Here is a 25,974-nt window from a genome sequence, read left to right as displayed (position 1 = left end):
CTAGGTCAGGCCGAGCTCTCTACCACCCACTCGCGCACGCCCAGCGCCATACGTTGGGAGACGCGCGCGACGTCGCCTGCGTCATCGAACGCGATCACGAACTCGAGCACTTCGCCGGGGCGTGAGAACGTCACCGTCGCTCCGTCGGCCGCTGATGGCGGGGCGGAGGTGGCGGCGACCGAAGTGAGAATGAGTCGCTCATCCTCGAACGTGAGTGCGGATGTCGACAGCGAAGACGCGAACGACGCTGACGCCGAGACGAGCAGCCGAGGACTGAGAGGGACAGGGCTGGTCTCAACGGTGGTGTCCGAAATGACCCCGTCGACCGCGGTCAGATGCGCCGCATATCCCGTGGGCGCCCGTGCGATGGAGAGTTTCTCCGTGCCAAATCCAGTCTTCGTCGTCGCGGTGAGCTCTTTCAGCGACCCGTCTGCTTCAAGGATCGCCGCGGCCTCGCGTCGCGTCTCACCCCACTGGAAGTTCACACCGCTCTCCTTGAACAGCGTCCCACCGGCGGTCGGTTGCCGCCGTGTCGTGAGGCGGCCGAATGGACGGCCCGCGTGGCTCACGAACCACTTTCTGTCGTCGGCGCTGATCGTGATCGGCTCGAGCTCCCGCTTCACGTCGTTCAGCCGCTCGGCCAGGAGCGCGTCTAGCGCGGCGCGATCGAAGTCGTGTCCGTTGATGAAGAGGTGTTGGATGTGCTGTAGGGCGTCGACGTGTTGCAGGGGATCGCGTGAAAGGAGTACCAGGTCAGCGCGTCGGGCGGTCGCCACGGTCCCCCAGTCGTCCTGCTCCTCGAGGAATCGTGCAGCCTCGCTCGTCCCTGTCCGAAATACTTCATAAGGCGTTAGTCCGGCCGCGCTCAGGTGCGCCAGCTCTTGGTGGATCGCAAACCCAGGCACGACGTATGGGTTGGGCGTGTCCGTGCCAAGGAGTAGCGGAGCTCCGGCGTCTCGCAGAACTCCGACGACCTGACGGAACACCTCATCGGCCGCGCGCGCGGCGACCGCGAGGTCATCACGGGTGAAGGGCATTCCCCGGAAACGAAAGTCGTCTGTCGGGTCCCAGCCGTCTCGAGTGTGCGGCCGAATGTAGTCGAGATGAGGAGTCGCCAGCGCGTCATCCCGTGAGAGAGTGATCTGGCGGAGCACGACCAGCGTCGGACAATTCCAGATCTGCTCGCGAGCCATGCGGTCGGCGAGAACGCGGATCCGTTCCAGGTCCAGTTGGGTGACCATACGAGACCGCTCAAGCCAGTTGCCGGCCTCTGGCGGCTGGCGCTCACCGCCACGCAGATGGCCGTTCTCGATGGCCGCGAAGTGTTCGAAGCAGCTCATGCCGGCGTCGATCGCTTCCTCGAAGCGCATCGACCTTGGGCAATGACCAGTGACGGGGATCCCACGTGCCTTTGCCGCGGCGCCAAGCGCCCGCAACGGCTCCGGTCGGAGTGCCGAGTACGCCTTGATCTGCGCGTAACCTCGATCGGCCAAGCGTGCGACAAGCGGTCCGGCCTCCTCGGGCGAAGCGAGCAGAACTGATCCGGGCCAGATCGTTCTTCCATTTGGACCCGCGCCATCGACGATCGGACTCGTCGTCGTCACTCGCGGCCCTGGGACCTCTCCTCTCTCGACCTTCTTCTGCCACGCAAGATGAAGTGGCGCTCCCCACATGTTGCGAACGTGAGCGATCCCGTTCGCGAGGAAGAGGTTGGCCTCCGTGGGATCCCAAAAGTGCACATGCATGTCGGCGATCGCTGGCATCAGCCATTTCCCTCGTCCATCGATGACGCGCATCTGTCGGGCGTCGACATCGGCCGCGGCGCTGATGGATTCGATGCGGCCGTCGCGGATCACAACGGTCTGATCCTCGAGGACGATCTGACGGTCCATCGGAACGACGCTGACGTGGGTCACGCTGACCGGTTGCTCCGATCGCACGCGGCCGAGTCTATTCGGCGTCTTCCGCGATCACGTAGGCGCGCACGGGAAACGTCGCGCCGCCGACCCAGGCGATCGGGACCGCGTGCAGACGTCCGCCGGACTTCGGGATGGCCGCGAGGCCGGTCATGTGCTCGCAGACCGGGATGCCGGCGCCGAGCAGCTTCGTGTGCGCGGGCCGCGAAAAGTCCGCGGTGTCGTCGATGTTCAGCGAATCGATGCCGACGAACGCCGGTCGCGCCTTCACCAGGATGTCGACGCTGTCGCTCGTAAGAAAGGGATGGTCGGTGAAGTACGCCTCGGTCCCCCAGTGCTGCGCGAAATCCGTGCGCACGAGGACTGCGCTACCGGTGAGTTCCCTGCCACGGAGGACATCGGGACCGATCGCGCGACCGGAGCTCGTCGCGTCGATCACGACCACCGGAAGGTGCGCAACGCGCTCGAGCGGTAGCTCGGCGAGATCGGCGCCGGCCGGGTACCGGTGATGCGGCGAGTCGACATACGTTCCGGTGTTCCCGCACAGGTGCAGTGACGCGATGAGGAACTCCGCCTTGCCGCCGTAGCGCTCGCGCGAAGAGGCGTAGTCGATGATCACGTCGACCTTGGGCTCGGGTAATCCCGGGTACGTCTTCATCCCGGCGGTGATGCGGTGACTGACCTCGATGAAGCGGACCACGGTGCTACTGTGCCACCTGGCACTGCCGCGGGAGGGCAAGAGATGTTGCGTCTATCGAACATCAGCGGTGCACTGGTCCTCATCATGGCGACGGTCGTCTCGGCGTGTGCGCCGACCGCGACGGCGCCAAGCCCGTCCGCGACCGCGAGCGGGCCAAAGAAGGGCGGCACGTTGATCCTTGCCCGCGCGGGCGAGGTCACGAACCTCGACCCGCACAAGGTGCCAGCGTTCACGTCGGCCCGCGTGTTCGAGCTCGTGTACAGCTACCTCATGCGCCTCGACGAGAACTCCGCGGTGCAGCCGGACCTCGCCGAATCGATGCCGACGACGTCCTCCGATGGGAAGACCGTCACGGTCAAGATCCGCTCGGGTGTCAAGTTCCACAACGGCGACCCGCTGACGAGCGCGGACGTGAAATACACCTTCGAACGCATCATCCTTCCAGCGAACTCGTCGGTGGCGCGGTCGTTCTTCGGTGACGTCGATACGATCACCGCGCCCGACGCCACAACGGTCGTGTTCAACCTGAAAACGCCGAATGCTGCGCTCATCGCGTACATGGCGCACCCGAACACCGGCATTGTCTCGAAGAAGATCGGCGAGGCGAACACCGATCTCTCCAAGAAGGAGACCGCGATCGGCAGCGGACCGTTCAAGCTGGTCGAGTGGGTCCCGGACAACTACATGCGCTTCGAGGCGAACAAGGACTACTACGTCGCCGGCCAGCCGTACCTCGCCGGGATCCGCATCAACGTCGTTCCCGACGAGACGGGCATCACCGCGGCGCTGCGCACCAAGGCCGCCGACATGGCGATCGTGGTCGATCCGAAGGTCGCGCGCACACTCCGGACCGAAACAGGCGTCACCCTCTCCACGAAGCCCAGCCTGGGCTACAACCTCCTGTTCGTGAACACCAAGCGCAAGCCATTCGACAACCTCAAGGTCCGCCAGGCGATCGCATACGCCATCGATCGCAAGGCGATCATCGACGCCGTTGCGCTCGGCGAGGGCGAGGTCACGGGTCCGATCGCGCCGGCGCTGACCAACTACGCCCTGCCGACGTCGCAGTACCCGCTGTACACGCGCGACGTCGCGAAGGCCAAGGCGCTGCTGCAGGAAGCTGCTGTCGGCCCCGTCTCGTTCACGATGCTGACGCAAACGACCGAGCCGGCCTACGCCAAAGACATCGCGCAGCTGGTGCAGGCGCAGCTGGCCGAGATCGGCGTGACGATGAAGATCGAGACGCTCGAGTTCACGCAGTGGGTGGATCGCTGGCTGAAGGCCGACTTCGACATGGCTCCGGGCCTGAACGGCGGAGGGATCGACCCCGATGCCTACGTCTTCAGGTATTTCACCGACGACGGCAATCTGAACTTCGTGACCAGCTACAAGAATCCGATCTCGAGCGACGCCATCAAGCAGGCGCGGGCGACGACGGATCTGGCGAAGCGCAAGGAGCTCTACGCGACGGCCCAGAAGGAGCTCGTGAACGGCGTGCCGTTCATCTGGCTCTATGTGGGTCGTGAATACAACGCGACGCTGCCGACGACGAAGGGTTTCATCCAGCTTCCGACCGGTTCGATCATCTATCTGCGTCAGACCTGGCTGGACAAATAACGGCGACCACTTAGCGGCGCGTGGGCCGGTATCTCGCGACGCGGTTGCTCGGGGCCATCCCGACGCTGCTCGGCGTGTCCGTGCTCACGTTCCTGTTCATACGGCTGATCCCTGGCGACGCGATCGCGGCGCGCCTCGGGACCTCGACCGCGCTCACTCCTGAGCAGCTCGCGAGCCTTCGCGCGTACTTCGGCCTCGATCAGCCGCTGTACCAGCAGTACTGGACCTGGCTCACGTCGCTGCTGCATGGTGACTTCGGCTACTCGATACGCACCGGGCGGCCGGTGCTCGTCGAGATCGCCGAGCGGCTGCCGGCAACGCTCGAGCTCGCGGCCGCGGCCACGCTGATCGCGGTCCTCATCGGCCTGCCGCTCGGCCTCCTGTCCGCGATGCGATCTCGTTCGCGCGTCGACGTCGTCGCGCGCATCGGTGGGCTCATCGGGCTTTCGCTGCCCAGCTTCTGGCTCGGAACGCTCATCATCGTGCTGCTCTCGCTGTATCTGCGGTGGCTTCCCAACACCGGAGGCTACGTCGACTTCATCCGCGATCCGCTGGCAAACCTTGCGCTCATCGTGTTGCCGGCGGTGACGCTCGGTGTCGCGCTCGCGGCAGCGACGATGCGGATGACCCGCTCGGCGATGCTCGACGTGCTCGGCGCGGACTACGTGCGGACGGCGTGGGCGAAAGGGCTTCCGGGCGGGCTGATCATCCGACGGCACGTCCTGAGGAACGGCCTGATCGTCGTCGTCACGCTCCTCGGCATCCAGGTCGGCCAACTGCTCGGTGGCGCGGTCGTCGTCGAGGAGATCTTCTCGATCCCCGGCGTCGGCCGGATGCTGCTCGCCGCGATCGTGCAACGCGACTACGCGCTCGTTCAAGGGGGCGTGCTCGTGATCGCGATCCTCTTCGTCCTTGTCAACATCATCGTGGACCTGCTCTATGGCTACCTGGATCCCCGAATCCGCCTCACCTAGGCCCGCCGCGGCGGTCCGATCCTTCGGCCTCGCCGGCATCGGCGCGGCCATCGTGCGCGAGCCCGTCGCGCTCATCGGTCTTGCGATGGTCCTCGTCTACGTGGGCATCGCGCTGACGGTCTCGTTCCTTCCGCTGCGCGATCCGCTGCAGATCTCGACGCAGCGCCTCGTGGGTCCGTCGCCCGAATTCCCATTCGGCACGGATGCGCTCGGCCGCGATCTTCTGAGCCGGATCATGTTCGGTGCGCGACTCTCGATCCGCGTCGCTGTCCTATCGGTCGCGATCGCGACGATCGTCGGCGGGACGCTCGGACTGGTGTCCGGCTACCTCGGAGGACTCGCGGACATGGCCATCGGGCGAGTCCTCGACGTGTTCTTCGCGTTCCCCGCGATCCTCCTCGCGCTCGGGATCGTCGCCGCGCTCGGGCCGGATCCGAACAACGTCATCGTGGCCATCGCGGTCGTGTACACGCCCATCTTCGCGCGCGTGGTCCGCGGCCCGGTGCTCGCGCTGAAGGCGCGCGAGTTCGTGGAGGCGGCGCGCGCGGTCGGCGCGACCGGGCCGCGCATCGTGATACGCCACATCCTGCCCAACCTCTTGTCGACGCTCATCGTGCAGGTCAGCCTCGCGCTCTCCTGGGCGGTGCTCACAGAAGGGGCGCTGTCGTTCCTCGGGCTCTCGGCGCAGCCTCCCGCGCCGTCGTGGGGCGTGATGCTCAGCGAGGGCCGCCAGTACCTGGAATTCGCGACCCACCTGGCGATCTTTCCGGGGCTGGCGATCATGATCGCGGTGCTGGGCTTCAACCTTCTTGGCGATGGACTCCGCGATGCGCTGGACCCTCAGCGACGATGAGGATCACTCGCGCCACCCCAACGCACGTCCCGGCACTTGCTCGGCTGATGACCCGATCACCACTCCTCCAGCGCTATGGCGTGACCCTGCGGGGAGCGCGTTCGAGCCTTGTCGAAGGGCTTCGGGAACGTGACCAGCTTCTCGTCGCGCTCGAAGGCGGCGTACCGCTCGGACTCGCGTGGGTCATGACGACCCGGGCGCTCGATCGCGCGGCCTATCTGCGGCTCCTGCTCGTCGCTGAGGGACAGCAGTCGCGCGGCGTTGGAGCCGCGCTGCTGGCCGACTCGGAGCGCAGAGCCCGCGCGTCCGGCTGCCGCCATCTCGTGCTCCTGGTGACGACGACGAACCGGCGGGCGCGCGCCTTCTACCGCCGTCGTGGCTATCGGCACGTTGGGAATCTCCCGGGCTTCGTGCGTCCCGCGATCGGCGAGTCGCTCTACGCGAAGAGCTGGCCGATCCACCAGCAACCGCTCTGACCACCCGCGACCGCGGGCGTTAGAGCACCGGTCAGTTCTCGAAGACGACGCTCTTCTTGATGTCGTAGCCGCTGCGTAGGCAATCGCGCTCCGAACGAAGCGTGTTGGCGACGTAGTCGCGCGGAACGATGACGTAGTTGAACTGCCAGATCGCGCTGTATTTCTTCATCCCCGGCACGGAGTCGTAGATGTTGAGTTGGCCAGGGACGCGTTTCGGTCCTATGCCGCCCGCAAGTTTCCCCTTTGGCGTCAGCTCGACCGAGTAGACGACCTGGTACTCCTGCGCGACCTTCACCTTCTTCGGGTCGACATCGACCTCGCCCTGCTCGGTCGCGAACACGACGCGTCCGTCGAACCACACGCGTTCGATCTTGTAGCCGTAGGGGTTGTTGTACCGAAGATCCTCGACACGACGCAGCCGGTTCGGCCGCGGCTTCGGTCGAGCGCGGCCATGCTCGATCGCCCAGACGCCCTCGGTCTTCCTTGCTCGGACCGGTCGTGCCACGCGCCGAGCCTAGCGCAGCGGATGGTTGCTTGACCCTTCGAGATGCCGGGACTAGCCTGACGCCGCCTCGAAGCTGGGGAGCTGCGTCGCTATCCCGTAGCGCACGTAATGGGGAGGTGTCGCGTGGGCATGATCACCGTAACGGTCAATCGCACCGAGCACGAAATCGAGATCGAGCCATCACTGCTCCTGGTCGAGCTGCTACGCGAAACGCTGAGACTCACCGGGACGCACGTCGGATGTGACACGAGCCAGTGCGGCGCGTGCACGGTCCTGATCGACGGCAACGCGGTGAAGTCGTGCACCATGCTCGCGGTCCAGGCGGACGGCGCCGAGATCCTCACGGTCGAGGGTCTCGCGAAGGATGGCGAGCTCCATCCGATCCAGCGCGCGTTCAGCGCCGAGCACGCGCTCCAGTGCGGGTTCTGCACGCCGGGACTGATGATCACCGCGGTCGACCTCCTGTCGCGGACCCCCGCGCCGACGGATGCCCAGATCCGCCACGCGATCAAGGGGAACCTCTGCCGCTGCACCGGCTATCACAACATCGTCAACGCGGTCCGTTCGGCCGCGACCGAGATGCGCGGCGCAGCGATGCCGATGAAGACGCCGGCGGAGGTGAAGAGATGACCGCCACCGCACCGACGACCTATATCGGAACGCGCACTCCTCGCAAGGAAGACCCGAAGCTCATCCAGGGCCGGGGCACGTTCACTGACGACGTGACCCTCCCGGCCATGGTCTACGTCTCGCTCGTGCGCAGTCCTCACGCCCATGCGCGCATCCGGCGCATCGACGCGGCGGCAGCGCGCAAGGTGCCGGGCGTCGTGACCGTCGTCACCGGCAAGGACGCGGAGGCGACGGGCGTGCTGCCCGTGTTCATCACCGTGCCCGGTTTGAACGGCACGAAGCACATGCCGCTCGCGACCGACAAGGCGCGCTACGCCGGAGACGCGATCGCCGCCGTCGTCGCCGAGACGCGTCAGGCTGCGAAGCGCGCGGCCGACCTGGTGACGGTCGATTACGAGCCACTGCCGGTCGTCGTCGACGCGACGAAAGCGCTCGAGCCGGGCGCGCCCATCCTCCACGAGGAGCTGGGGACGAATCTCGTCTTCACCTATCCGGTGAAGGGCGGCGACATCGACAAGGCGTTCCGTGACGCCGAGGCGACGGTCAAGCTTCGCATCGTCAACCAGCGCCTCATCCCGAACGCGATGGAGCCGCGCTCGGTCGTCGCGAAGTTCGAGGCCGGTGAGCTCACCGTGTGGACGAGCACTCAGATCCCGCACTTCGTGCAGCTCATCCTCTCGGTCAATCTGGGCCTTTCGCAGAACAAGGTGCGCGTGATCGCGCCCGAGGTGGGAGGCGGGTTCGGGAGCAAGCTGCAGGTCTACGCCGAGGAGCTGCTCGTCGCGCACCTCGCGAGGACGCTCGGCCGTCCCGTGAAGTGGACCGAGGACCGGCGCGAGGGCTACCTCGCCACGATCCACGGCCGGGACCTCGTCGAAGACGTCGAAGTGGCCGCGAAGCGCGACGGCACCGTGCTCGGCGTACGTATCCGCACCGTCGCCAACATGGGCGCGTACCTGCAGGCATTCGCGCCCGGCATCCCGACGATCCTTCACGCCTTCATCATTCCTGGCGCGTACCGCATCCCGGCGTTCGACTGCGAGGTCAGAGGCGCGTACACGAACACGACCCCTGTCGACGCCTACCGCGGCGCCGGACGCCCCGAGGCGACGTTCGCCATCGAGCGCGCGATGGACCGTCTCGCCGACGAGATCGGCATGGACCCGGCGGAACTCCGTCGGAAGAACTTCGTCCCGCCCGACGCATTCCCTTTCACGACGATCAGTGGGATCACGTACGACAGCGGGGACTACGGGCCCGCGCTCGACCGCGCGCTCGCGATGGCCGATTACAAGGGCTTCGAGGATCGACGCGCTGAGGCGAAGGCGCGCGGAAGATATCGCGGGATCGGACTCTCGAGCTACGTCGAGATCTGCGGTCTCGCGCCCTCGAAGGCGAACTCCGCCCTCGGTGTGGGCTGGGGCGGCTACGAGAGCGCGCGCATCCGCGTCCATCCGACCGGTGCCGTGCAGGTCTTCACCGGTACCTCGCCGCACGGCCAGGGCCACGAGACCTCGTGGGCGCAGATCGCCGCCGACGCGATCGGGGTCACCCCGAACGACGTAGAAGTGCGTCACGGTGACACCTTCGAGTCGCCGGGCATGGGCGTGGGCACGTTCGGCAGCCGAAGCCTCGCGGTCGGTGGCATCGCCGTGCACAACGCTGCCCAGAAGATCCGCGAGAAGGTCATCCAGATCGGCGCGCATCTGCTGGAGGCTTCTCCCGCGGACGTCGTCGTCCAGGGCGGCAAGGTCTTCGTGAAGGGCGTGCCCGAGAAAGCGAAAGCGTTCGGTGAGATCTCGATGGCGGCCTATCTCGCATCGAACCTGCCCGAGGGCATGGAGCCCGGGCTCGAGGCCACGACCTATTACGACCCACCGAACTTCACGTTCCCGTTCGGCACGCACGTCGCTGAGGTGGAGGTGGACCCGGAGACCGGATCGATCGAGATCATCCGCTATTCCGCGTGCGACGACTGCGGTCGGCAGATCAATCCGATGATCGTCGAAGGCCAGCTCCACGGTGGGATCACCCAGGGTATCGGGCAAGCCCTGTACGAGACCGCGGTCTATGACAACAACGGCCAGCTGCTGTCCGGCAGCATGATGGAGTACCACGTCCCGACGGCGGCGGATGTTCCCGCGTTCGCGCTCGATCACACCGTGACGCTCACGAAGACGAATCCGCTCGGCGTCAAGGGCATCGGCGAGGCCGGCACGATCGCATCGACACCCGCGATGGTGAACGCCGTCATCGACGCCCTGTCTCCGCTGGGCATCAGGCACATCGACATGCCGCTGACCGCAGAAAAGGTGTGGCAAGCGATACGCAAGGCGGGGGAGGCACGACGATGATCACGCATCCGTTCACCTACGAAGCGCCAACGACCATCGATGACGCGGTCAGGGCACTCGGCCGGTCGGGCGAAGCCAAGATCCTGGCCGGTGGCCACAGTCTCATTCCGCTCATGAAGCTCGGACTGGCCGAGCCCGAGCTGCTCGTGGATATCGGTCGCATCGCCGCGCTGCGCGAGATCAAGAGCGAGGACGGCTGGGTCGTCGTCGGCGCGCTCGCGACTCACCGGTCCATCGCCGACAACGCCAGGGTCGCCTCGACCCTCAGGGCTCTCGCGGAGGCGGCCGCGGCCGTCGGCGACCTGCAGGTGCGTTCGCGCGGCACGATCGGAGGAAGCATCGCTCATGCCGACCCAGCTGCGGACGAACCCGCGGCGACTCTCGCGTTCGACGCCACGGTCCGCGTCATCGGCCCAAAGGGCCGCCGCGACATTCCAGCGCGCGAGTTCTTCAAAGGCACGTTCGAGACGGCGCTCGGACCGAACGAGATCGTCGTGGAGATCCGGTTCCCCGCGCCGGCAGGCCGCTCGGGTAGCGCGTACGCGAAGTTCGCGCATCCCGCATCGGGCTTCGCGATCGTCGGCGTCGCCGCGGTCGTTGGTCTGAAGGGTGACGGCACGGTGGAGCGTGCCGCGATCGGCGTGACCGGCGCCGCCGCCGGTCCGTTCCGTGCGACCGCCGCTGAGCGCGCCCTCGCGGGCACGCGCGGCGATGCCGGCGCGATCGCAGCGGCCGTAGCCAGGGCGGCTGACGGCGTCACGACGTTGTCGGATCTCACCGCGTCAGCGGTGTTCCGCCAGCACCTCGTCACGGTCCAAGCGCGACGTGCGCTCGAGCGCGCGATGGAGCGTGCTCGGGGCTAACCCTCGGTATCGGCTGATACCTGACAGGCACCAAAAACGGCGGCGGGCGCCGTTGGCATGGTGTGTGCCTGGCTGCTCGCATGGAGCGAGACCGAAACGTCGCCGCGACCGTGAATCCCCCCACCGGTGGGTCCATGCACGCGTCTCCCGCGAGCAGCGTGGTGCGCTGATGACGTCCAACGAGGCCCTGGACTCGATCGTCGCGCTACGCGCCACGTGGGCGCGCAAACGCGGCCGCGTCACTCTCGCCGACCTGGGCCTGATCCTCCGCCGCTGCGTGCGCAGCCGCGGCAATGCGGCGATGCTGCCCGAGCGCTGGCGCTCGTATCCCACGACCGTGTCCAGTCGCCACGAGTGGCTGCTCGAAGCCTGATCCCGCGCTAGGGCGCGCCACCGCGCCGATTGCCACTGTGACCAGTGCGGCCTAGCATCCTGCCGCCCGTCCGAAGATGGGGAGAATGCGGGGGGCCCTGCCGTTGCGCGCGCATCCGCACCGCGCACCCACGCGTACACCGGGTGCTGACGCGCGCGCCCGCGCAGGGAGAAGGAGGGAGCGATGATCCCGGCAGCGTTCGAGTACGAAGCGCCGACGGAGCTCGCAGAAGCCATCGACCGGTTGGCCAGATCAGGCGGCGAGGCGAAAGTCCTCGCTGGTGGTCAGAGCCTGATCCCACTCATGAAGTTCCGGCTCGCGCAGCCGGCCCGGATCATCGATCTGAATCGCATCAGCGGCCTCGCCTACGTCCGCGAGAACGGCGATCTTCGGATCGGGGCGCTAACGCGCGAATCCGATCTCGAAGAGAGCGCGGTCATTCGTGACCGCTATGCGATCGTCGCGGACACCGCCGCGGTCATCGCCGATCCGATCGTGCGCAATCTCGCGACCGTGGGCGGCAACGTCGCGCATGCCGACCCCGCGAACGACCACCCCGCGACGCTGCTCGCGCTTCGCGCGTCGGTCGTGGCGCGCGGACCCCGCGGAGAGCGTGTGATCCCGATCGACGATTTCTTCGTCGACACCTTCACGACGTCGCTCGCTCCGGATGAGATCGTCACCGAGATCCGCATCCCGCGCGCCCAGGCGCAGAGCGGTGGCGCGTATATCAAGCTCGAGCGGAAGGTCGGGGACTTCGCGATCGTGGGCGTCGCCGCCCACCTTCAACTCGATGGCAAGGGCAGCGTCGCGACGGCGGGCATCGGACTCACGAACGTCGGACCGACGGCCATCCGCGCTCGCCACGCCGAGGAGGCGCTCCGCGGCCGAGCGCCCGATGACAGGGCCATCGCCGCAGCGGCCGAGGCTGCCGCGGCCGAGTCGCAGCCGGTGGCGGATCTTCGCGGGCCGGCCGAGTACAAGCGAGATGTCGTGCGCGTCCTCACGACGCGAGCACTGCGCCGTGCGGTCGCCCGAGCGAAGGGGGGCAAATAGATGCGCGTGCAGCTCACCATCAACGGTGCCTCAAGGGAAGCGGATGTCGAGCCCCGCCTGCTTCTCGTGCACCTCATCCGCGAGAACCTCCTGCTGACCGGGACGCACATCGGGTGCGACACGACAAGCTGCGGTGCGTGCACCGTGCTCCTCGACGGCCGTCCGGTGAAGTCGTGCACCGTCTTCGCGGTGCAGGCGAGCGGCCGGACCGTGTCGACCGTCGAGGGCCTGGAGCAGAACGGTGTGCTTCACGCAGTCCAGGAGGGCTTCACCAAGGAGCACGGGCTCCAGTGCGGTTTCTGCACGCCCGGGATGATGATGACCTCGGTCGCGCTGCTCGAACGGAACGCGGCGCCGACGGAGCTGCAGATCCGCCAGGCCATCTCCGGCAACCTGTGCCGCTGCACGGGGTACGTGAACATCGTGAAGGCGATCCAGCACGCAAGCGCGACGATGCGTGAGGCCAAGGCCGAGAAAGAGCCGGCCACGGCGGGGAGGGCATGACGATGGCGGTCGAGATCGGTGGCATCGGCCACTCCGTCGCGCGAAAGGAAGACGCCAGGTTCATACGCGGCAGGGGCAACTACGTCGATGACGTGAAGCTGCCCGGCATGGTCTACCTCGACATCGTGCGCAGTCCGTACGCGCACGCGCGCATCCTGAAGATCGACACCAGCAAGGCGCTCGCGATCCCCGGCGTCCTTGCGGTCATCACGGGCAAGGATCTCGTTCCGCTCAAGCTGGAGTGGATGCCGACGCTGATGGGCGACAAGCAGATGGTGTTGCCCACTGACACCGTGATGTATCAAGCGCAGGAGGTCGCGGCGGTCGTCGCCACGGAGCGCTACATCGCGGCTGACGGAGTCGCCGCTGTCGAGGTCGAGTACGAGCCGCTCCCGGTCGTCGTCGATCCGATCAAGGCTCTCCTTCCCGACGCTCCTGTCATCCGCGAAGACCGCGCGCAGAAGAACAATCACATCTGGCACTGGGAGACCGGCGACCGAGCGGGCACGGACAAGGCGTTCGCCGCGGCGGACGTCGTCGTGAAGCAGGACATCTACATCCCGCGCATCGTGGTCGCCTCCATCGAGACCTGTGGGATGGTCGCGAAGTTCGACAAGGTCGAGGGACATCTCACGGTATGGATGACGACGCAGGCGCCGCACGCGATCCGCACCGTCATCGCGCTGGTCGCCGGCCACCTCGGGCTATCGGAGCAGAAGATCCGCGTGATCTCGCCCGACATCGGTGGTGGCTTCGGGGGGAAGGTCCCGGTCTATCCGGGTTACGTCCTCGCGATCGGGGCGTCCGTGCTCACCGGGCTGCCGGTGAAGTGGATCGAGGACCGCTCGGAGAACATCCAGGCCGACTCGTTCGCCCGCGACTACCACATCACCGCCGAGCTCGCGTCCAAGAAGGACGGCACCATGAAAGCGCTGCGCGTGAAGACGATCGCCGACCACGGCGCGTTCGACGCCGCGGCGAATCCGTCGAAGTTCCCGGCGGGCCTCTTCGGCGTGATCACCGGCTCGTATCCGTTCGAGAAGGCGTTCGTCGAGGTCGATGGCGTCTACACGAACAAGCCTCCGGGGGGCATCGCATACCGCTGCTCGTTCCGCGTCACCGAGGCTGCGTTCGCGATCGAGCGGCTGGTGGACATCCTCGCGCTCGAGCTGAAGAGGGATCCGGCGGAGCTGCGCATGCAGAACTTCATACCGCCGCAGGCCTTCCCGTACAAAACGCCTCTCGGCTGGGAGTACGACAGCGGTAATTACGGTGCCGCGCTCAAGCTCGCGATGGACAAGATCGGCTACGCGCAGCTCCGCAAGGAGCAGGCCGAGAAGCGAAGCCGCGGTGAGCTCATGGGCATCGGCATCTCGAGCTTCACCGAGATCGTCGGCGCGGGTCCGTCGAAGCACTTCGACATCCTGGGGATCAAGATGTTCGACTCCGCCGAGATCCGCGTTCACCCCACCGGCAAAGCGCTGGTCCGGCTCGGCGTGAAATCACAGGGACAGGGGCACGAGACGACGTTCGCGCAGATCGTCGCCGAGGAGCTCGGCCTTCCGGTCGGCGACATCAAGGTCGAGGAAGGCGACACCGACACGGCGCCGTACGGCCTGGGGACGTACGCGAGCCGCAGCACGCCGGTCGCCGGCGCGGCCACCGCGATGGCCGCGCGCAAGATCCGGGAGAAGGGCAGGCTGATCGCCGCGCATCTGCTCGAAGCGAGCCCCGACGACATCGAATGGAAGGACTACAAGTACCAGGTCAAGGGCGTGCCCGCGAAGTCGAAGACGATGGCCGAGGTCGCCTTCGCCGCATACACCAACCATCCGCAGGGCATGGAGGCGGGACTCGAGGCGGTGGACTACTACGACCCGCCGAACCTCACGTTCCCGTTCGGCAGCTACATCTGCGTCGTCGACATCGACAAGGGCACCGGCGAGATCAAGGTCCGCCGGTTCTATGCCGTCGACGACTGCGGAACGATCATCAATCCGATGATCGTCGAAGGTCAGATCCACGGCGGCCTGACCATGGGGCTCGCACCCGCGCTCTACGAGGAGATCAACTACGACAAGGACGGCAACATCCAGGGCGGGACGCTGATGGACTACCTCATGCCGACGTCGATGGAGACGCCGAGCTGGGAGACGGGCAAGACGACCACGCCGTCACCACACCATCCCATCGGCGCGAAGGGCGTCGGCGAATCCGCCACCGTCGGGGCACCCGCGGCGATCGCGAACGCGGTCGTCGACGCGCTTGCTCATCTCGGCGTCAGGCACATCGACATCCCGATCACACCGTGGAAGGTGCAGAAGATACTGAGGGAGAAGGGCGTCGCCGAGTGACGCGGAGGTAGCGCGGCAGGGCCATGCACTTCGAAGGCACCGCGGACATCGGCGCGCCGCGCGAGCGCGTGTGGGCGTTCGTCACCGACCCGGAGCGAGTGAGTCGGTGCGGCCCGGACGTGCAGCGCGTCGATGTCATCGACCCGACGCACTTCAAGGTCGTCGCCCGCGCCGGCGTCGGTCCGATCCGCACCACGTTCGCGCTCGACGTGGTCTTCACCGAGCTTCGCGCGCCGGATCACGCTTCCGTACGTGCCCGCGGGCAGGCGCCCGGGAGCGCGGTCGAGATGACGAACACCCTCGACCTCGCCGACGCCGCCCCGGGACGGACGACGCTCCGCTGGGCGAGTGACGTCACGGTGAGCGGGATGATCGCGAGCGTCGGCGCGCGCCTGATGCAGGGCGCGGCCGACAAGGTCACGCAGCAGGTCTTCGCATGTATCAAGGAGCAGCTGGAAGCGCCTGCCGCGGCGAGCACGTGACGCAGCGGGCAGAGGCGCCTCCGTCTTGGACGACGCCCGATGAGGTGCGCGCGGCGCTGGAGCGCGAGAAGTACGTCGCCGATCGCGACCTCGCGGTCACGCTCTTCCTGGGCCTTCGCTTGGGCAAGCCCGTTTTTCTGGAGGGCGAGGCCGGCGTCGGCAAGACCGAGGTCGCGAAGGTCCTCGCGTCTGGGCTGGGCCGTCGTCTCATCCGCCTGCAGTGCTACGAGGGTCTCGACCTCGCGTCGGCCGTATACGAGTGGGACCACGCGAGACAGATCCTCGAGATCCGTCTGGCGGAGGCGGAGGGGCGCGCCGCGGCCGCACGAACGCGCATCTACTCGGAGGAGTTCCTGATCAAGAGGCCGCTCCTCGACGCGATCGACCCGGCCGGAATGCCCGCGGTGCTGCTCATCGACGAGGTCGATCGCGCCGATGAGGAGTTCGAGGCGTATCTGCTCGAGCTGCTGTCGGACTTCCAGATCACGGTCCCCGAGCTCGGGACGTTCCGCGCGACCGCACCACCTCCGGTCGTCATCACCTCGAACCGGACGCGCGAGGTACACGACGCTCTCAAACGGCGCTGTCTCTATCAATGGATCGACTACCCCACGCCCGAGCGCGAGCTCGCGATCCTGTCGCGCCGGCTCCCCGACCTCTCGGCGCGCCTCGCGCGCAGCGTCGTCGCCGTCGTGCAGGCGCTGCGGCGGGACGACCTCTTCAAGCGACCCGGCGTTGCGGAGACGCTCGACTGGGCGCTCGCCCTCACCGCGCTCGGGACGGTCGAGCTCGACCTCGAATCTTTTGGCAGCACGCTCGGCGTCCTGCTGAAATACGAGGAGGACGTTCGCCGCGTCCGCGAAGAGTCGCTGCCGCGTCTCTTGGAAGAAGCCGGTGCTCGCTAGCCCCGTCGCGCCGAATCTCCTCCAGTTTCCCAGGCTGCTCCGCCGAGCCGGGATCCCGGTCGACGCGGAACGCGCTCGGCTTCTGCTGCGGGGGCTCGCGGAGATCGACCTCGCGCGCGAAGCCGATGTCCGGGCCGCATGCCGCGCGATGCTCGTGACGCATCCGGCCGATCACGCTCGCTTCGACGAGGCGTTCGATCTGTTCTGGGCGCTGCTGCGCGGAACGCGCGTCGTGCTCCCGAGCGAGGCTCCGGCGCGCTCCAGAGCGAACGACGGCTGGGCGGTCGCGTCGGACGCGCCTCCGTCGCGCCAGGGGCGCGAGACAATCACGCGCACGCTCCGCGTCGTCGCGAGTCCGGCGGAAGTGCTGCGCCTTCGGGACTTCTCGGTGATGACGGCGGAGGAGCGCACCGCCGCCGCGCGTTTTCTCGAGGATCTGGATTGGTCGCCGGGGCTGCGCCCGAGCCGTCGCTTCTCGCCCGTGATGAGCGGCGCGAACCTCGATACGCGCGCCACGCTCCGTCGCAGCCTGGCGCGCTTCGGCGAGCCGATCGAGCTCATCCGGCGCGGACCGCGCCAGAAGCGTCGACCGCTCGTATTGCTTCTCGACGTCTCCGGATCGATGGAGGCCTACACCAGGCTCCTTCTGCACATGAGCCATTCCCTCATCCGCGGCTGGGGACGGGTGGAGGTCTTCACCTTCGGAACGCGGCTCACGCGCGTGACGCGCCAGCTGCGTCACCGGCGAACGGACGTCGCGCTCGCGCGCGTCGGCCGGTCGGTGACGGACTGGTCCGGTGGCACGCGCATCGGCGACGCGCTGCGGGAGTTCAACCGGCGCTGGTCGCGCCGCGTGCTCGGCCGGGGCGCCGTGGCGCTGCTCGTGACCGACGGCTGGGAGCGCGGTGACCCATCCCTTCTGGCGTCCGAGGCGCGCTCGCTGCAACGCGCGGCCTACCGTCTCGTTTGGCTCAACCCGCTCGCGGGCACGCCCGGATACATGCCGGAGGCGTCGGGAGCGCGCGCCCTCGCCGCCGCCGCGGACGACCACCTCGCGGCGAATACAGTCGATGCCTTGGTGACGATCGCGAAGCTCCTCGGGCAGGCAGGACGTGGTCGACCGGTGCGGCGGCAGGTGCGTCCGTGAACGAGCGCGCGCGGTTCTTCGCCGACGCGGCGGAGCTCGTCGCGCGCCGGGAGCCGTTCGTGACCGCGACCATCGTTCGCGCGGATCGCCCGACATCGGCGAAGCCCGGTGCCAAGGCGATCGTCACGGCGGAGGGGACGCTGCACGGTTGGATCGGCGGAAGCTGCGCGGCGCCGGTCGTCCTGCGCGAGTCCCTCGCCGCGCTCGCGGAGGGCGAGCCCAGACTCATCGTGCTCTCCAATCGCGCCTCGTCGGCCCGCGACGGGGTGCGACACTTTCCAATGACCTGCCACAGCGGCGGAGAGCTGGAGATCTACATCGAGCCGATCATGCCTCCGGAGCAGCTCGCGATCGTCGGTACGACGCCCGTCGCGCGCGCGCTCGTCTCGATGGCCGCGATGCTTGGATTCGACGTCGTGTCGACCCTGGCCGATGTTCCGCTCGACGACCGCGCGGCGATCGTGATCGCGTCGCGCGGCGACGGCGACGAGGACGCTGTCCGCGACGCGCTCGCGACGTCAGCACGGTACGTCGGGCTCATCGCGAGCCGCAAGCGTGGAGACGAGCTGGTCGGCGCGCTTCGCGACCTTGGTGTGAGCGCCGAAGCGCTCGAGCGGCTCAAGTACCCGTCGGGTTTCGACATCCACGCTCGGACCGAAGAGGAGATCGCGCTCAGCATCCTGGCCGAGATCGTGTCCACACGGCCGCGGCTCGTCACGCCGAAGAGCGCGCCCGCCGAAGCCGTCGATCCGATCTGCGACATGACCGTCGCGATCACCGAGAGCGCGCTCCGTGCGGACCACGACGGCACGACGTACTACTTCTGCGGCCCAGGCTGCCTCCGCCGATTCCTCGCCGATCCGGCCGCGGCCATCGCCGGCTCGCGGTGAGACAGGTCGCCGCGGAGCTCCTCGCGTGGCGTGCCGCCGAGGGGCGCGTGGCCATCGCGACGGTCGTAGGGATCACGGGTTCCGCGCCGCGCCCGCTCGGCGCCACGCTCCTCGTGGCTCCGAACGAACGCCTCGCCGGCTCGGTGAGCAACGGCTGCGTCGAGGCCGACGTCTACGAGGAGGCGCTGTCGGTGCTGCAGTCGGGTCGCGCCCGCGTGGTCCGCTACGGCATCAGCGACGACCGGGCGTTCACCGTTGGCCTGTCGTGTGGTGGCACGATCGAGGTCCTCATCGAGCCGGTCGGTCCCCTTCACGAGCGCGCCGCGCTGGCCGTCCGGAACGGCACCGGTGTCGTGCTCGCTCGCATCGTTTCACCGGAGGATCACGCCGGCACTGTCGGCGTGTGGACCGCAGATCCGCGTGGCGACGGATGGAGCGCGGATCTGGCGCCGCTCGGGCGCGATGCGCTGGGAGCGCTCCGCGAAGGGCAATCGCGCAGCGCCCCGCTGCGCCTCGCCGATGGGCGCGAGGCCAGCGTCTTCCTCCACGCGGTCCCCGCCCCGGCCACGCTGGCGATCGTGGGCGCGACGGACATCGCGATCGCGCTCGTCCATTTCGCGAAGCCGCTCGGCTATCGCAGCGTCGTGTTGGATCCCCGAAAGGCCCTTGCGAGCCGAGAGCGCTTTCCTCAGGCGGATGAGCTCGTCCATGAGTGGCCCGACATCGCCTTCGGGCATCTCGCGCTCGACGACAGCTCGGCGATCGTCGTGCTCAGTCACGACGAGAAGTTCGATCAGCCCGCTCTCCTCGCCGCGCTTCGCAGCCGCGCGGGTTACATCGGCGCGATCGGCAGCACGCGGACGAACGAGAAGCGGTTCGCGTGGCTAAGGTCGCGGGGGTCCTCGGACGACGACCTCGCGCGCATCCACGCGCCGATCGGGCTCGACATCGGCGCTCGGACCGCCGAGGAGACCGCGCTCGCGATCGTCGCGGAGATGCTCGCGGCGCGTCGCGGCCGCGCCGGCGGCAGCCTTTCCGCGCGCAACCTCGTGACGACCGGCTGATCGATGAGCGCGCCCGCGAAGCGCGTCGCGGCGGTCGTGCTCGCGGCGGGCCAGGGCCTGCGCTACGGCAGTCAGAAACTCCTTGCGCCAGTTGGCGACCGGCCGCTCCTGCAGCATGCGCTCGACGCCGCGAACGCATCGTCGCTGTCGCCGGTCGTTGTCGTCCTCGGCGCCGACGCCGATGCGATCGAGGCAGGGGTCCGCAGCGGCCGTGCGCGGCTCGTGCGCAATCCCGATCACGCCACCGGTCAGGCGAGCTCCCTGCGGATCGGGTTGCGTTCACTTGATGCGAGCGATGCCGCCGTCGTCGTGCTGGGCGATCAGCCGAACGTCACCGCCGCGCTTCTCGACGCGCTCGTCGCGACACAGCGTTCGACCGGTGCGCCCGCCGTGGTGTGCGCCCAGGACGGCAGACGTTCGCCGCCGACGCTGCTGCACCGTGATCTCTGGATGGAGGTCGATGCGCTTCGCGGGGACACCGGGGCGCGTGACGTGCTCGCGCGCCGCGGTGACGTCGCAGTCTTCGACGTCGCTCACGATCTCGCGGGCTTGGACGACGTCGATACGCAGGAGGATCGAGAACGCCTGTCCGGCGGCTAGCGCCGTCCGTTGAGGCTCGCGTGCACGCGCCTCGCTATCCTCGACGCGCCTCGATGTCCGAAGACCTCGTCCTGTGGCACGACTTCAACATCAGCCTGGTCACCGCGTCGGCCGGGCTGCTGGGCCTGCTGTTCGTCGCGCTCTCGATCCACGTCCGCGTGCTCAGCGCGAGTCGCAACGCGGAGCTGCGCGCCGTCGCGCGCTCCATCTTCCTTGGTTACGTGGTGTCTCTCGGCATCGGATTCCTCGCGCTGATGCCGCAGAGCCTCTCGGCGTTCGGGCTCGAGCTGCTTGTCATGCTCCTCGCGGCGATGGTTCCGTTCGGGGCGGCGGCGCGGAGCGGACTGCGCGCGACGGGGGTCGGCTACGACCGCAAGGTCACCGTGTGGCAGTTCTTCGCCGGTTTCGGGTTGTTCGTCGTCACCATCACCGCGGGGATCGGGATCTTCGTCGGTGAGGCGAACGCGCTGTACGTCATCGGCGGCGTCGGGGTGCTCAGCCTGCTCTGGGGAGTCTTCAACACCTGGGAGCTGATCTTCCGCGTCCAGCACATCGACGAGCCCTGACGGTCTCGCGCGACAAAGGCATCGCCCCGGGTCTGATCCCGGGCGATGGGCGCGGTGGGCCTCGGCACGCGCGTCATGTGGTGTCGGACACGCAGTCTTCCATCGCGCCGCGCGCGGCCTTTGCGAGCTGCTGGCGCGCCAGATCGAAGCGTTCGATCGGGAGCAGGAGGCTGTCGGTGACGCGCTCGCGCACGCCGCCAGTGATCTGCTTGCCGATCCGCCGCGCCCAGCGCCGGCCCAGCCAACCAGCGTGCAGGCGCAGCGCCTGCGCGAGCAGGAACCCGACGAGAAGCGTCGCCGCCAGCAGGACGACCGGGGTGGGGATCGCGCCGAGGTTGGGAACATCGATCGAGCCGACGGGCGCCTCGTGGATGAGGAACAGTGCGGCGAACCAGAGCGCACAGAACAAGAGCACGGCCGTCACCGCGTAATTCCCGAGACCGATGAGCGACCAGAGCGCGCTCGTCGGGACGCGGAACTCGGCCGCCTCCGTCGTGAGCGAACGGTCGATCGTCTCCGCGAGCCGCTGCTCGAAGACCGCGGGAGTGCTCAGCGTGGCAAGCGATCCACGCACGGATCCGGGCACGGTGGGGAGCGTCGTCGCGATCAGCTCGCGCAGTGGCTCGACCGCCGGCGCGAGCGAGCCACGCATCTGCCAGGCCCGCAGGTACCGCGCGGGATCCGCCGAGGCGCGCGCCCGTCCGGTCACGCGATACACCAGGCTGGTGACGTGACCGAAGGGTCCAGCGCCTCGCGGTCGGGCGGCGAGTCGCGTGGCGGCGACGGCCTGACGCTCGAGACCGCGGATGTCGATGAGCGCGAGCACGCCGCGCGCGACGGCATCGAGCGCGCGGTCGCGGCGCGCCGGATCGATGAGCGGCATCACCTCGCCGTCGGCGACACCCGCGCGCGTAGCGAGCTCACGCACCGACTGCTGCGCGTCGGCGGCGACACGTGATGCGATCACGCGCTTCGCCTCGACGCCGCTGTCGAGCCAGCGGCGGAGCTCGGCGACGCCCGCCGCGCCTTCGCGCGCGCGCGTGGTCACGATGCCGATGTCGACGAGCCCTTCCCGCCGGAGCTGCGCGCTCATATCCTCGCTCACCCGCGCCGCGTCCTCCGCGCTCAGAAGGTCGCTCCGATTGAGCACCACGATCTGCTGCCGCAGGCGTGGAGCGAACGTGCGCAGATAGCCGCCGTGCATGATCTCGTCCTTGTACTTCTCGGGATCGACCACCCACGCGACGGCGTCGACGCGCGGGAGCAGCGCATCGACGCGCGCGCGGTGCTCGGGAGCGATCGAGTCAAAGTCTGGGAGGTCGAGCACGGCGAGCTCGCCGAGGATCCCCGCGGAGTGCTCCCGCACCTGTGTCACGCTCAGCCAGCTGAGCAGACCGGAGAGGTCTCGGCGCCGGTCGGCCGGGACCCACGCGACGGCCTCGGACGTGGTCGGCCGCCGCGCGCTCGCCGAGCTCACTTCCTGCCCCGCGAGGGCGTTCAGAAGGGTCGACTTCCCGACGCCGGTCCCGCCGGCGAGCGCGAGCACATAGGCGTCGCTCGGGAATCCAAGACGCGTGCGCGCCGTCTCGCGCACGGTCGCTGCCGCGGTCGTGTCCAGGGCGAGATCGGTCGCGGCCGTTATCGCCTCATCCAGATGCGCGAGGCAACTAGGCAGATCCATCAGCTCCGCCCTGGCGCGGTGGCGCGCAGCTCGGCGGCCAGCGCACGAAGCGTGTCCGGCGACGTCGCGAGCGCGTCGAATCGGACACGCTCATGCGCGAAGAGCGACGTGAGCAGCGTGTCCAGTCGCGCGCGCGCCTGCTCGATCAGCTGCTCCATGGCGCGTTCGCCGAACAGCGCCTCGAGCAGCTTCTGATTCAGGAACGCGGTGCCGGCGGCGATCCCGAACTCCGCGCCGGTCAGTCCCGCGGTGTGCGCGAACACGCCGAGCATCACCGCGACACCGACGACGTTCACGCCAAGCGCGGCGACCTGCGCGACCGCGCGTTTGCGTCCACCGGCGGTGCGTACGTCGTCGATGGTCGCTCGCATCCACATCGCAAGTCCGTCCCGTATGGCCGGCGCGAAGTCCGCCGAAGCGGACCACAGCGTCGGCTGGGCGCCGATCAAGGCCGCCGCATCCGAACGGTCGGACCATGCGGTGGCGGTGCGGCGCGCCGCATCGCTGGCGTGGCGCAGCGCGAGCGCTTCCAACGTGCTGACCATCTCTTCCTCGACCATGGCGACCGGCGCGGTCGGCGTTCCCCGGAAAGCTGTCATCAGCAGTCCGCGCAGCCGTCCCAGACCAGAGGAGACGAAGCGCGTGATCTGATCGGCGCCGACGAAGTCGTGCCAGCGGCGGAGCACTTCGCCGCGCAGCAGCGCACCGCTGTGGAGACTCTGGGAGAGCGCGGCGAGCTCCTCCGCATACGACGTCTGTGCGATGCGGCGGAGCGCCTCAGTGTCGATCGCCTCGTGCTCGAGGTCGTCGGCAACGGCGTGTGCCAGCGGGGCGAGCCCACCGATCGCACCCGCGAGCGCGTCGAGCGCCACGCCTCGTCGCTCAGAGCTCTCGGACGCGAGCTGCTGGATGCGCTCGAGGAGCGGTAGGACGCTCTCTCGGGAGAGCCCGTTGATGCGCCGGTCCAGCTGGCCGTCGGTCACCGCGATGAGATCCAACGTGTTGTCTGCCTCACGCATGCCGGCCTCCGCGAGAAGTCGGCGCGCATCGGCCAAGACCACGTCGCGGTCGCGCTCGTCCGCGGGCACGCGGTTGATCAGCACCACCAGAGGCAATCCGCGCTCCTGCACGCGGCGCAGGACCTGCCACGGAACGAGGTCCGCGTAGCGGCTCGCCGTCGTCACGAAGACGCACAGGTCGCAGGCCTCGAGGAGGACATCGGCGAGCTCGCGGTTGTCGCGTTCCACCGAGTCGATGTCCGGCGCGTCGATGACGGCAACGCCGCTCGAGCTCGCGGGAGCCGGCGCGACGACGACGCGGTGGGCGGAGATGAGGCGCAGCCTGCTGCCACCGAGGATGTGCTTCGCGTCGCTGTCGCTCGCGTAAAGGATGGCCTCACGCGTCGTCGGTCGTAACACGCCGGCCTGGCTCACCTCGGCGCCGGCGATGGTGTTGAGCAGAGACGATTTCCCTGCACCGGTCGGTCCGAGGAGCAGCACGAGCAGCGGCGCATCGAGGTCCGCGGCGCGCGGCCGCACGAAGCCCTCGAGGTGGTCGCGAAGTTGACGCGCTCGCTCGCTCGCAGCGGCGTTCGCCGGCGCGAGCGCCAGCCGGCGCTCCGCGAGATCGGCAAGGCGATCGCTGCGTTCGATGAGGTCGGCTTCGTCCGAGTCCATGTCGCGAACTGTACTGATGGACCGGCGAAGCCGGTCCAGAAAGCCGGAGCGAAGCGGAGATCACGGTCATCGCAGGGGGAGAACCCCCTGCAACCCCCTCGTCTTCGGCCTCCTGCGGCAACAACTAGCAAGCGACCCCGCGCCTGTTCTCACATGCGGCGGCCCCGAATCTGCTCACGCATTGATCAGGACACAAATTCAGGAGGAAACGAATGGATCAGTCACAACAGCGAACGACCAAGCGCACGCATTACGTGGGGATCTTCGACGACCGCAGCGATGCCGAGCTCGCGGCACGCGATCTTCGCGAAAAGGGTTTCAAGGACGACCAGATCGGTTACGCGTGGCGTGATGACGCCGGGAAGACGCACACCGAAGGCAACAAGGCCGGCGAGATGGCGGCATCGGGCGCGGGCACGGGCGTCGTGCTCGGCGGGATCATCGGCGCCGGCGCGGCGCTCCTCATCCCGGGCATCGGCCCCGTGGTCTCCGGCGGTCTGCTCGCCACCGCTCTCGCGGGCGCTGCGACGGGTGCGGTCGCCGGTGGAGTTGCCGGTGGCGTGAGCGGGGCCCTGGTCGGCCTCGGCATCCCCGACGTGGAAGCGAGGTACTACGACGAGCAGTTCAAGAAGGGCGGCACCCTGATGACGGTGCGCGCCGACGACCGCTACAACGACGCGAGCGACATCGTCCGTCGCCGTCGTGGCTTCGACTACGAGACGCGCGAAGACCGTCCGATCAAGAGCGAGCGCTTCGAGCAGGAGACCCAGACGAAGCGCTGACCTCGACCTGCATGACGAGAAGACCCGCCAGCGATGGCGGGTCTTCTCCTTGTGCCTCGAACCACACAACATACGGACCACTGCGCCCTTTGAAGCGCCCGTTAGAGCTCGCGGTCTGCGCACTGTTTGCGCTGACCTGCACGGCGCCGCGCGTCACCGCGACGTCCACCCCGCTACCGACGATCACGGTCGCGCCGGCGACTACGACTCCGGCCGTGTCGCCACCGACATCGTCACTGCCGTCACTCGCCCCGTCACCAACGCCGACCGCAGCGCGGTCGCCAAGCACGTCGGATCCAGGCCGCGCGCCGTACTGCGCGGTCGACGATGTCCCCACACCGAACCGCGACTACGCTCATCCCGAGCAGACGTACCTCGACTGGACCCACACGCTGACCGACTCCTACCAGCCGCCCGACCTCGTTTCAGCGCTCACGGGCGTGTCGCCACGAGTGATCATCCCCGAACCCGGGGTCACAGCGGCCGACACGCTGGTCGTGAAAGGAAAACCTGGATACGAAGCCGTGCTTGCGGACGACCGCAACGCGCTCGCACGAAAGACCACCTACTCCGATCTCACCGCACTCCGCGACGCCGCGCGATCAGACGGATTTCCGCTCGTGATCGTCTCGGCGTACCGCTCGTATGCCCAACAGGTGCTGACGTTCGAGTACTGGGTCGGCATCGGCGGATACGCACAGGCGCTGCGCACGAGCGCTCGGCCGGGCCACTCCGAGCATCAGCTGGGCACGACGATCGATTTCGGCGATGGCTCCGCCGCGCCGTGGGAGTACGACGATTGGGCTGCCACACCGACAGGCGGGTGGCTCACGCAGCACGCGGCTGACCTCGGATTCGTCGTGAGCTATCCGTGGGGCAAGAGCGCGATCACCTGCTACGACTACGAGCCGTGGCACTACCGCTGGGTGGGGCGTGATGTCGCGCGCCCTGTTGTCGCCAGCGGCCGTCCGCTACGGGAGTTTCAGACCGGCATCCGCTGACCGGC

General features: G+C 68.1%; 25 protein-coding genes. 20 read left to right on the top strand and 5 right to left on the bottom strand.

What is annotated here, in order from left to right:
* Positions 1-5 precede the first annotated feature (5 nt).
* Together VI056_07040 and VI056_07035 are read right to left on the bottom strand one after the other, a co-directional pair.
* On the bottom strand, positions 6-1,940 hold the full coding sequence (locus VI056_07040) for an amidohydrolase family protein (protein HEY6202782.1): 1,935 nt from the start codon (positions 1,938-1,940) through the stop codon (positions 6-8).
* Between the two features lie 10 nt (positions 1,941-1,950).
* Entirely contained in the window at positions 1,951-2,616 is a 666-nt protein-coding gene (locus VI056_07035; protein ID HEY6202781.1) for a cyclase family protein, read from the bottom strand.
* 42 nt (positions 2,617-2,658) lie between these two features.
* Here VI056_07035 and VI056_07030 point away from each other — a divergent pair, with 42 nt between their 5' ends.
* Genes VI056_07030 through VI056_07015 form a run of 4 tightly spaced genes read left to right on the top strand, consistent with a single transcriptional unit; the run spans position 2,659 to position 6,536 of the window.
* Positions 2,659-4,233 carry an ABC transporter substrate-binding protein gene (locus VI056_07030; GenBank protein HEY6202780.1) on the top strand — a complete coding sequence of 525 codons (1,575 nt, stop codon included), beginning with the start codon at positions 2,659-2,661 and terminating at the stop codon, positions 4,231-4,233.
* A gap of 20 nt (positions 4,234-4,253) precedes the next feature.
* On the top strand, positions 4,254-5,207 hold the full coding sequence (locus VI056_07025; protein HEY6202779.1) for an ABC transporter permease: 954 nt from the start codon (positions 4,254-4,256) through the stop codon (positions 5,205-5,207).
* Positions 5,173-6,060, top strand: a complete 888-nt coding sequence (locus VI056_07020) for an ABC transporter permease (protein ID HEY6202778.1) — start codon at positions 5,173-5,175, stop codon at positions 6,058-6,060. The genes VI056_07025 and VI056_07020 overlap by 35 nt, the downstream gene beginning before the upstream one ends.
* Entirely contained in the window at positions 6,057-6,536 is a 480-nt protein-coding gene (locus tag VI056_07015) for a GNAT family N-acetyltransferase (protein HEY6202777.1), read from the top strand. Before VI056_07020 ends, VI056_07015 begins: the two co-directional genes overlap by 4 nt.
* A gap of 31 nt (positions 6,537-6,567) precedes the next feature.
* Here VI056_07015 and VI056_07010 read toward each other — a convergent pair whose 3' ends face one another.
* Positions 6,568-7,041, bottom strand: a complete 474-nt coding sequence (locus tag VI056_07010) for a hypothetical protein (GenBank protein HEY6202776.1) — start codon at positions 7,039-7,041, stop codon at positions 6,568-6,570.
* Positions 7,042-7,170: 129 nt separating this feature from the next.
* Between VI056_07010 and VI056_07005 the strand changes: the two genes are divergently transcribed.
* From VI056_07005 to VI056_06940, 14 genes are all read left to right on the top strand, one after another.
* Positions 7,171-7,671, top strand: coding sequence for a (2Fe-2S)-binding protein (locus VI056_07005; GenBank protein ID HEY6202775.1), 501 nt, complete (start codon positions 7,171-7,173; stop codon positions 7,669-7,671).
* Positions 7,668-10,025: a xanthine dehydrogenase family protein molybdopterin-binding subunit gene (locus VI056_07000; protein ID HEY6202774.1), complete on the top strand. Its 2,358-nt coding sequence runs from the start codon at positions 7,668-7,670 to the stop codon at positions 10,023-10,025. Before VI056_07005 ends, VI056_07000 begins: the two co-directional genes overlap by 4 nt.
* Entirely contained in the window at positions 10,022-10,888 is an 867-nt protein-coding gene (locus VI056_06995) for a xanthine dehydrogenase family protein subunit M (protein ID HEY6202773.1), read from the top strand. Before VI056_07000 ends, VI056_06995 begins: the two co-directional genes overlap by 4 nt.
* Positions 10,889-11,057: 169 nt before the next feature.
* Positions 11,058-11,261 carry a hypothetical protein gene (locus VI056_06990; GenBank protein HEY6202772.1) on the top strand — a complete coding sequence of 68 codons (204 nt, stop codon included), beginning with the start codon at positions 11,058-11,060 and terminating at the stop codon, positions 11,259-11,261.
* Positions 11,262-11,444: 183 nt separating this feature from the next.
* Positions 11,445-12,317, top strand: a complete 873-nt coding sequence (locus VI056_06985; GenBank protein HEY6202771.1) for a xanthine dehydrogenase family protein subunit M — start codon at positions 11,445-11,447, stop codon at positions 12,315-12,317.
* Positions 12,318-12,821 (top strand): (2Fe-2S)-binding protein, encoded by a 504-nt coding sequence (locus VI056_06980; protein HEY6202770.1) that lies wholly within the window; start codon positions 12,318-12,320, stop codon positions 12,819-12,821.
* A 2-nt stretch (positions 12,822-12,823) separates the two neighbouring features.
* Positions 12,824-15,175 (top strand): aerobic carbon-monoxide dehydrogenase large subunit, encoded by a 2,352-nt coding sequence (locus VI056_06975; GenBank protein ID HEY6202769.1) that lies wholly within the window; start codon positions 12,824-12,826, stop codon positions 15,173-15,175.
* A gap of 23 nt (positions 15,176-15,198) precedes the next feature.
* Positions 15,199-15,657 carry a carbon monoxide dehydrogenase subunit G gene (locus VI056_06970; protein HEY6202768.1) on the top strand — a complete coding sequence of 153 codons (459 nt, stop codon included), beginning with the start codon at positions 15,199-15,201 and terminating at the stop codon, positions 15,655-15,657.
* 44 nt (positions 15,658-15,701) lie between these two features.
* Positions 15,702-16,562 carry a MoxR family ATPase gene (locus VI056_06965; protein ID HEY6202767.1) on the top strand — a complete coding sequence of 287 codons (861 nt, stop codon included), beginning with the start codon at positions 15,702-15,704 and terminating at the stop codon, positions 16,560-16,562.
* On the top strand, positions 16,552-17,709 hold the full coding sequence (locus VI056_06960) for a VWA domain-containing protein (GenBank protein HEY6202766.1): 1,158 nt from the start codon (positions 16,552-16,554) through the stop codon (positions 17,707-17,709). The genes VI056_06965 and VI056_06960 overlap by 11 nt, the downstream gene beginning before the upstream one ends.
* A complete protein-coding gene (locus VI056_06955; GenBank protein ID HEY6202765.1) occupies positions 17,706-18,599 on the top strand; it encodes an XdhC family protein in 894 nt (297 codons plus the stop codon). Before VI056_06960 ends, VI056_06955 begins: the two co-directional genes overlap by 4 nt.
* Positions 18,596-19,663, top strand: coding sequence for an XdhC/CoxI family protein (locus VI056_06950; GenBank protein HEY6202764.1), 1,068 nt, complete (start codon positions 18,596-18,598; stop codon positions 19,661-19,663). Before VI056_06955 ends, VI056_06950 begins: the two co-directional genes overlap by 4 nt.
* Positions 19,664-19,666: 3 nt before the next feature.
* Positions 19,667-20,263 carry a nucleotidyltransferase family protein gene (locus VI056_06945; GenBank protein HEY6202763.1) on the top strand — a complete coding sequence of 199 codons (597 nt, stop codon included), beginning with the start codon at positions 19,667-19,669 and terminating at the stop codon, positions 20,261-20,263.
* A gap of 53 nt (positions 20,264-20,316) precedes the next feature.
* Positions 20,317-20,829: a hypothetical protein gene (locus VI056_06940; protein ID HEY6202762.1), complete on the top strand. Its 513-nt coding sequence runs from the start codon at positions 20,317-20,319 to the stop codon at positions 20,827-20,829.
* Positions 20,830-20,902: 73 nt separating this feature from the next.
* On the opposite strand, the gene VI056_06935 is transcribed toward VI056_06940, so the two are convergent.
* Both VI056_06935 and VI056_06930 read right to left on the bottom strand, forming a co-directional pair.
* Positions 20,903-22,510 carry a GTPase gene (locus VI056_06935; protein ID HEY6202761.1) on the bottom strand — a complete coding sequence of 536 codons (1,608 nt, stop codon included), beginning with the start codon at positions 22,508-22,510 and terminating at the stop codon, positions 20,903-20,905.
* Entirely contained in the window at positions 22,510-24,186 is a 1,677-nt protein-coding gene (locus tag VI056_06930) for a GTPase domain-containing protein (GenBank protein HEY6202760.1), read from the bottom strand. The genes VI056_06935 and VI056_06930 overlap by 1 nt, the downstream gene beginning before the upstream one ends.
* Before the next feature lie 212 nt (positions 24,187-24,398).
* On the opposite strand from VI056_06930, the gene VI056_06925 reads away from it, so the two are divergent.
* The gene (locus VI056_06925; GenBank protein ID HEY6202759.1) at positions 24,399-24,968 is read left to right on the top strand and encodes a hypothetical protein; all 570 of its coding nucleotides are present in this window, start codon (positions 24,399-24,401) and stop codon (positions 24,966-24,968) included.
* An 89-nt stretch (positions 24,969-25,057) separates the two neighbouring features.
* Entirely contained in the window at positions 25,058-25,969 is a 912-nt protein-coding gene (locus VI056_06920) for a D-alanyl-D-alanine carboxypeptidase family protein (GenBank protein HEY6202758.1), read from the top strand.
* Positions 25,970-25,974 lie beyond the last annotated feature (5 nt).

The sequence above is a fragment of the Candidatus Limnocylindria bacterium genome, from assembly GCA_036523395.1.
Lineage (GTDB): Bacteria > Chloroflexota > Limnocylindria > P2-11E > P2-11E > CF-39.
This window is presented reverse-complemented; position numbering and strand designations above follow the sequence as displayed.

Bases quoted from the DNA above. Each gene is read 5' to 3' on its own strand.
- VI056_07030 (HEY6202780.1), top strand. From the start codon at position 2,659: ATGTTGCGTCTATCGAACATCAGCGGTGCACTGGTCCTCATCATGGCG.
- VI056_07020 (HEY6202778.1), top strand. From the start codon at position 5,173: ATGGCTACCTGGATCCCCGAATCCGCCTCACCTAGGCCCGCCGCGGCG.
- VI056_07015 (HEY6202777.1), top strand. From the start codon at position 6,057: ATGAGGATCACTCGCGCCACCCCAACGCACGTCCCGGCACTTGCTCGG.
- VI056_07005 (HEY6202775.1), top strand. From the start codon at position 7,171: ATGATCACCGTAACGGTCAATCGCACCGAGCACGAAATCGAGATCGAG.
- VI056_07000 (HEY6202774.1), top strand. From the start codon at position 7,668: ATGACCGCCACCGCACCGACGACCTATATCGGAACGCGCACTCCTCGC.
- VI056_06995 (HEY6202773.1), top strand. From the start codon at position 10,022: ATGATCACGCATCCGTTCACCTACGAAGCGCCAACGACCATCGATGAC.
- VI056_06990 (HEY6202772.1), top strand. From the start codon at position 11,058: ATGACGTCCAACGAGGCCCTGGACTCGATCGTCGCGCTACGCGCCACG.
- VI056_06985 (HEY6202771.1), top strand. From the start codon at position 11,445: ATGATCCCGGCAGCGTTCGAGTACGAAGCGCCGACGGAGCTCGCAGAA.
- VI056_06980 (HEY6202770.1), top strand. From the start codon at position 12,318: ATGCGCGTGCAGCTCACCATCAACGGTGCCTCAAGGGAAGCGGATGTC.
- VI056_06975 (HEY6202769.1), top strand. From the start codon at position 12,824: ATGGCGGTCGAGATCGGTGGCATCGGCCACTCCGTCGCGCGAAAGGAA.
- VI056_06970 (HEY6202768.1), top strand. From the start codon at position 15,199: ATGCACTTCGAAGGCACCGCGGACATCGGCGCGCCGCGCGAGCGCGTG.
- VI056_06945 (HEY6202763.1), top strand. From the start codon at position 19,667: ATGAGCGCGCCCGCGAAGCGCGTCGCGGCGGTCGTGCTCGCGGCGGGC.
- VI056_06940 (HEY6202762.1), top strand. From the start codon at position 20,317: ATGTCCGAAGACCTCGTCCTGTGGCACGACTTCAACATCAGCCTGGTC.
- VI056_06935 (HEY6202761.1), bottom strand. From the start codon at position 22,510: ATGGATCTGCCTAGTTGCCTCGCGCATCTGGATGAGGCGATAACGGCC.
- VI056_06930 (HEY6202760.1), bottom strand. From the start codon at position 24,186: ATGGACTCGGACGAAGCCGACCTCATCGAACGCAGCGATCGCCTTGCC.
- VI056_06925 (HEY6202759.1), top strand. From the start codon at position 24,399: ATGGATCAGTCACAACAGCGAACGACCAAGCGCACGCATTACGTGGGG.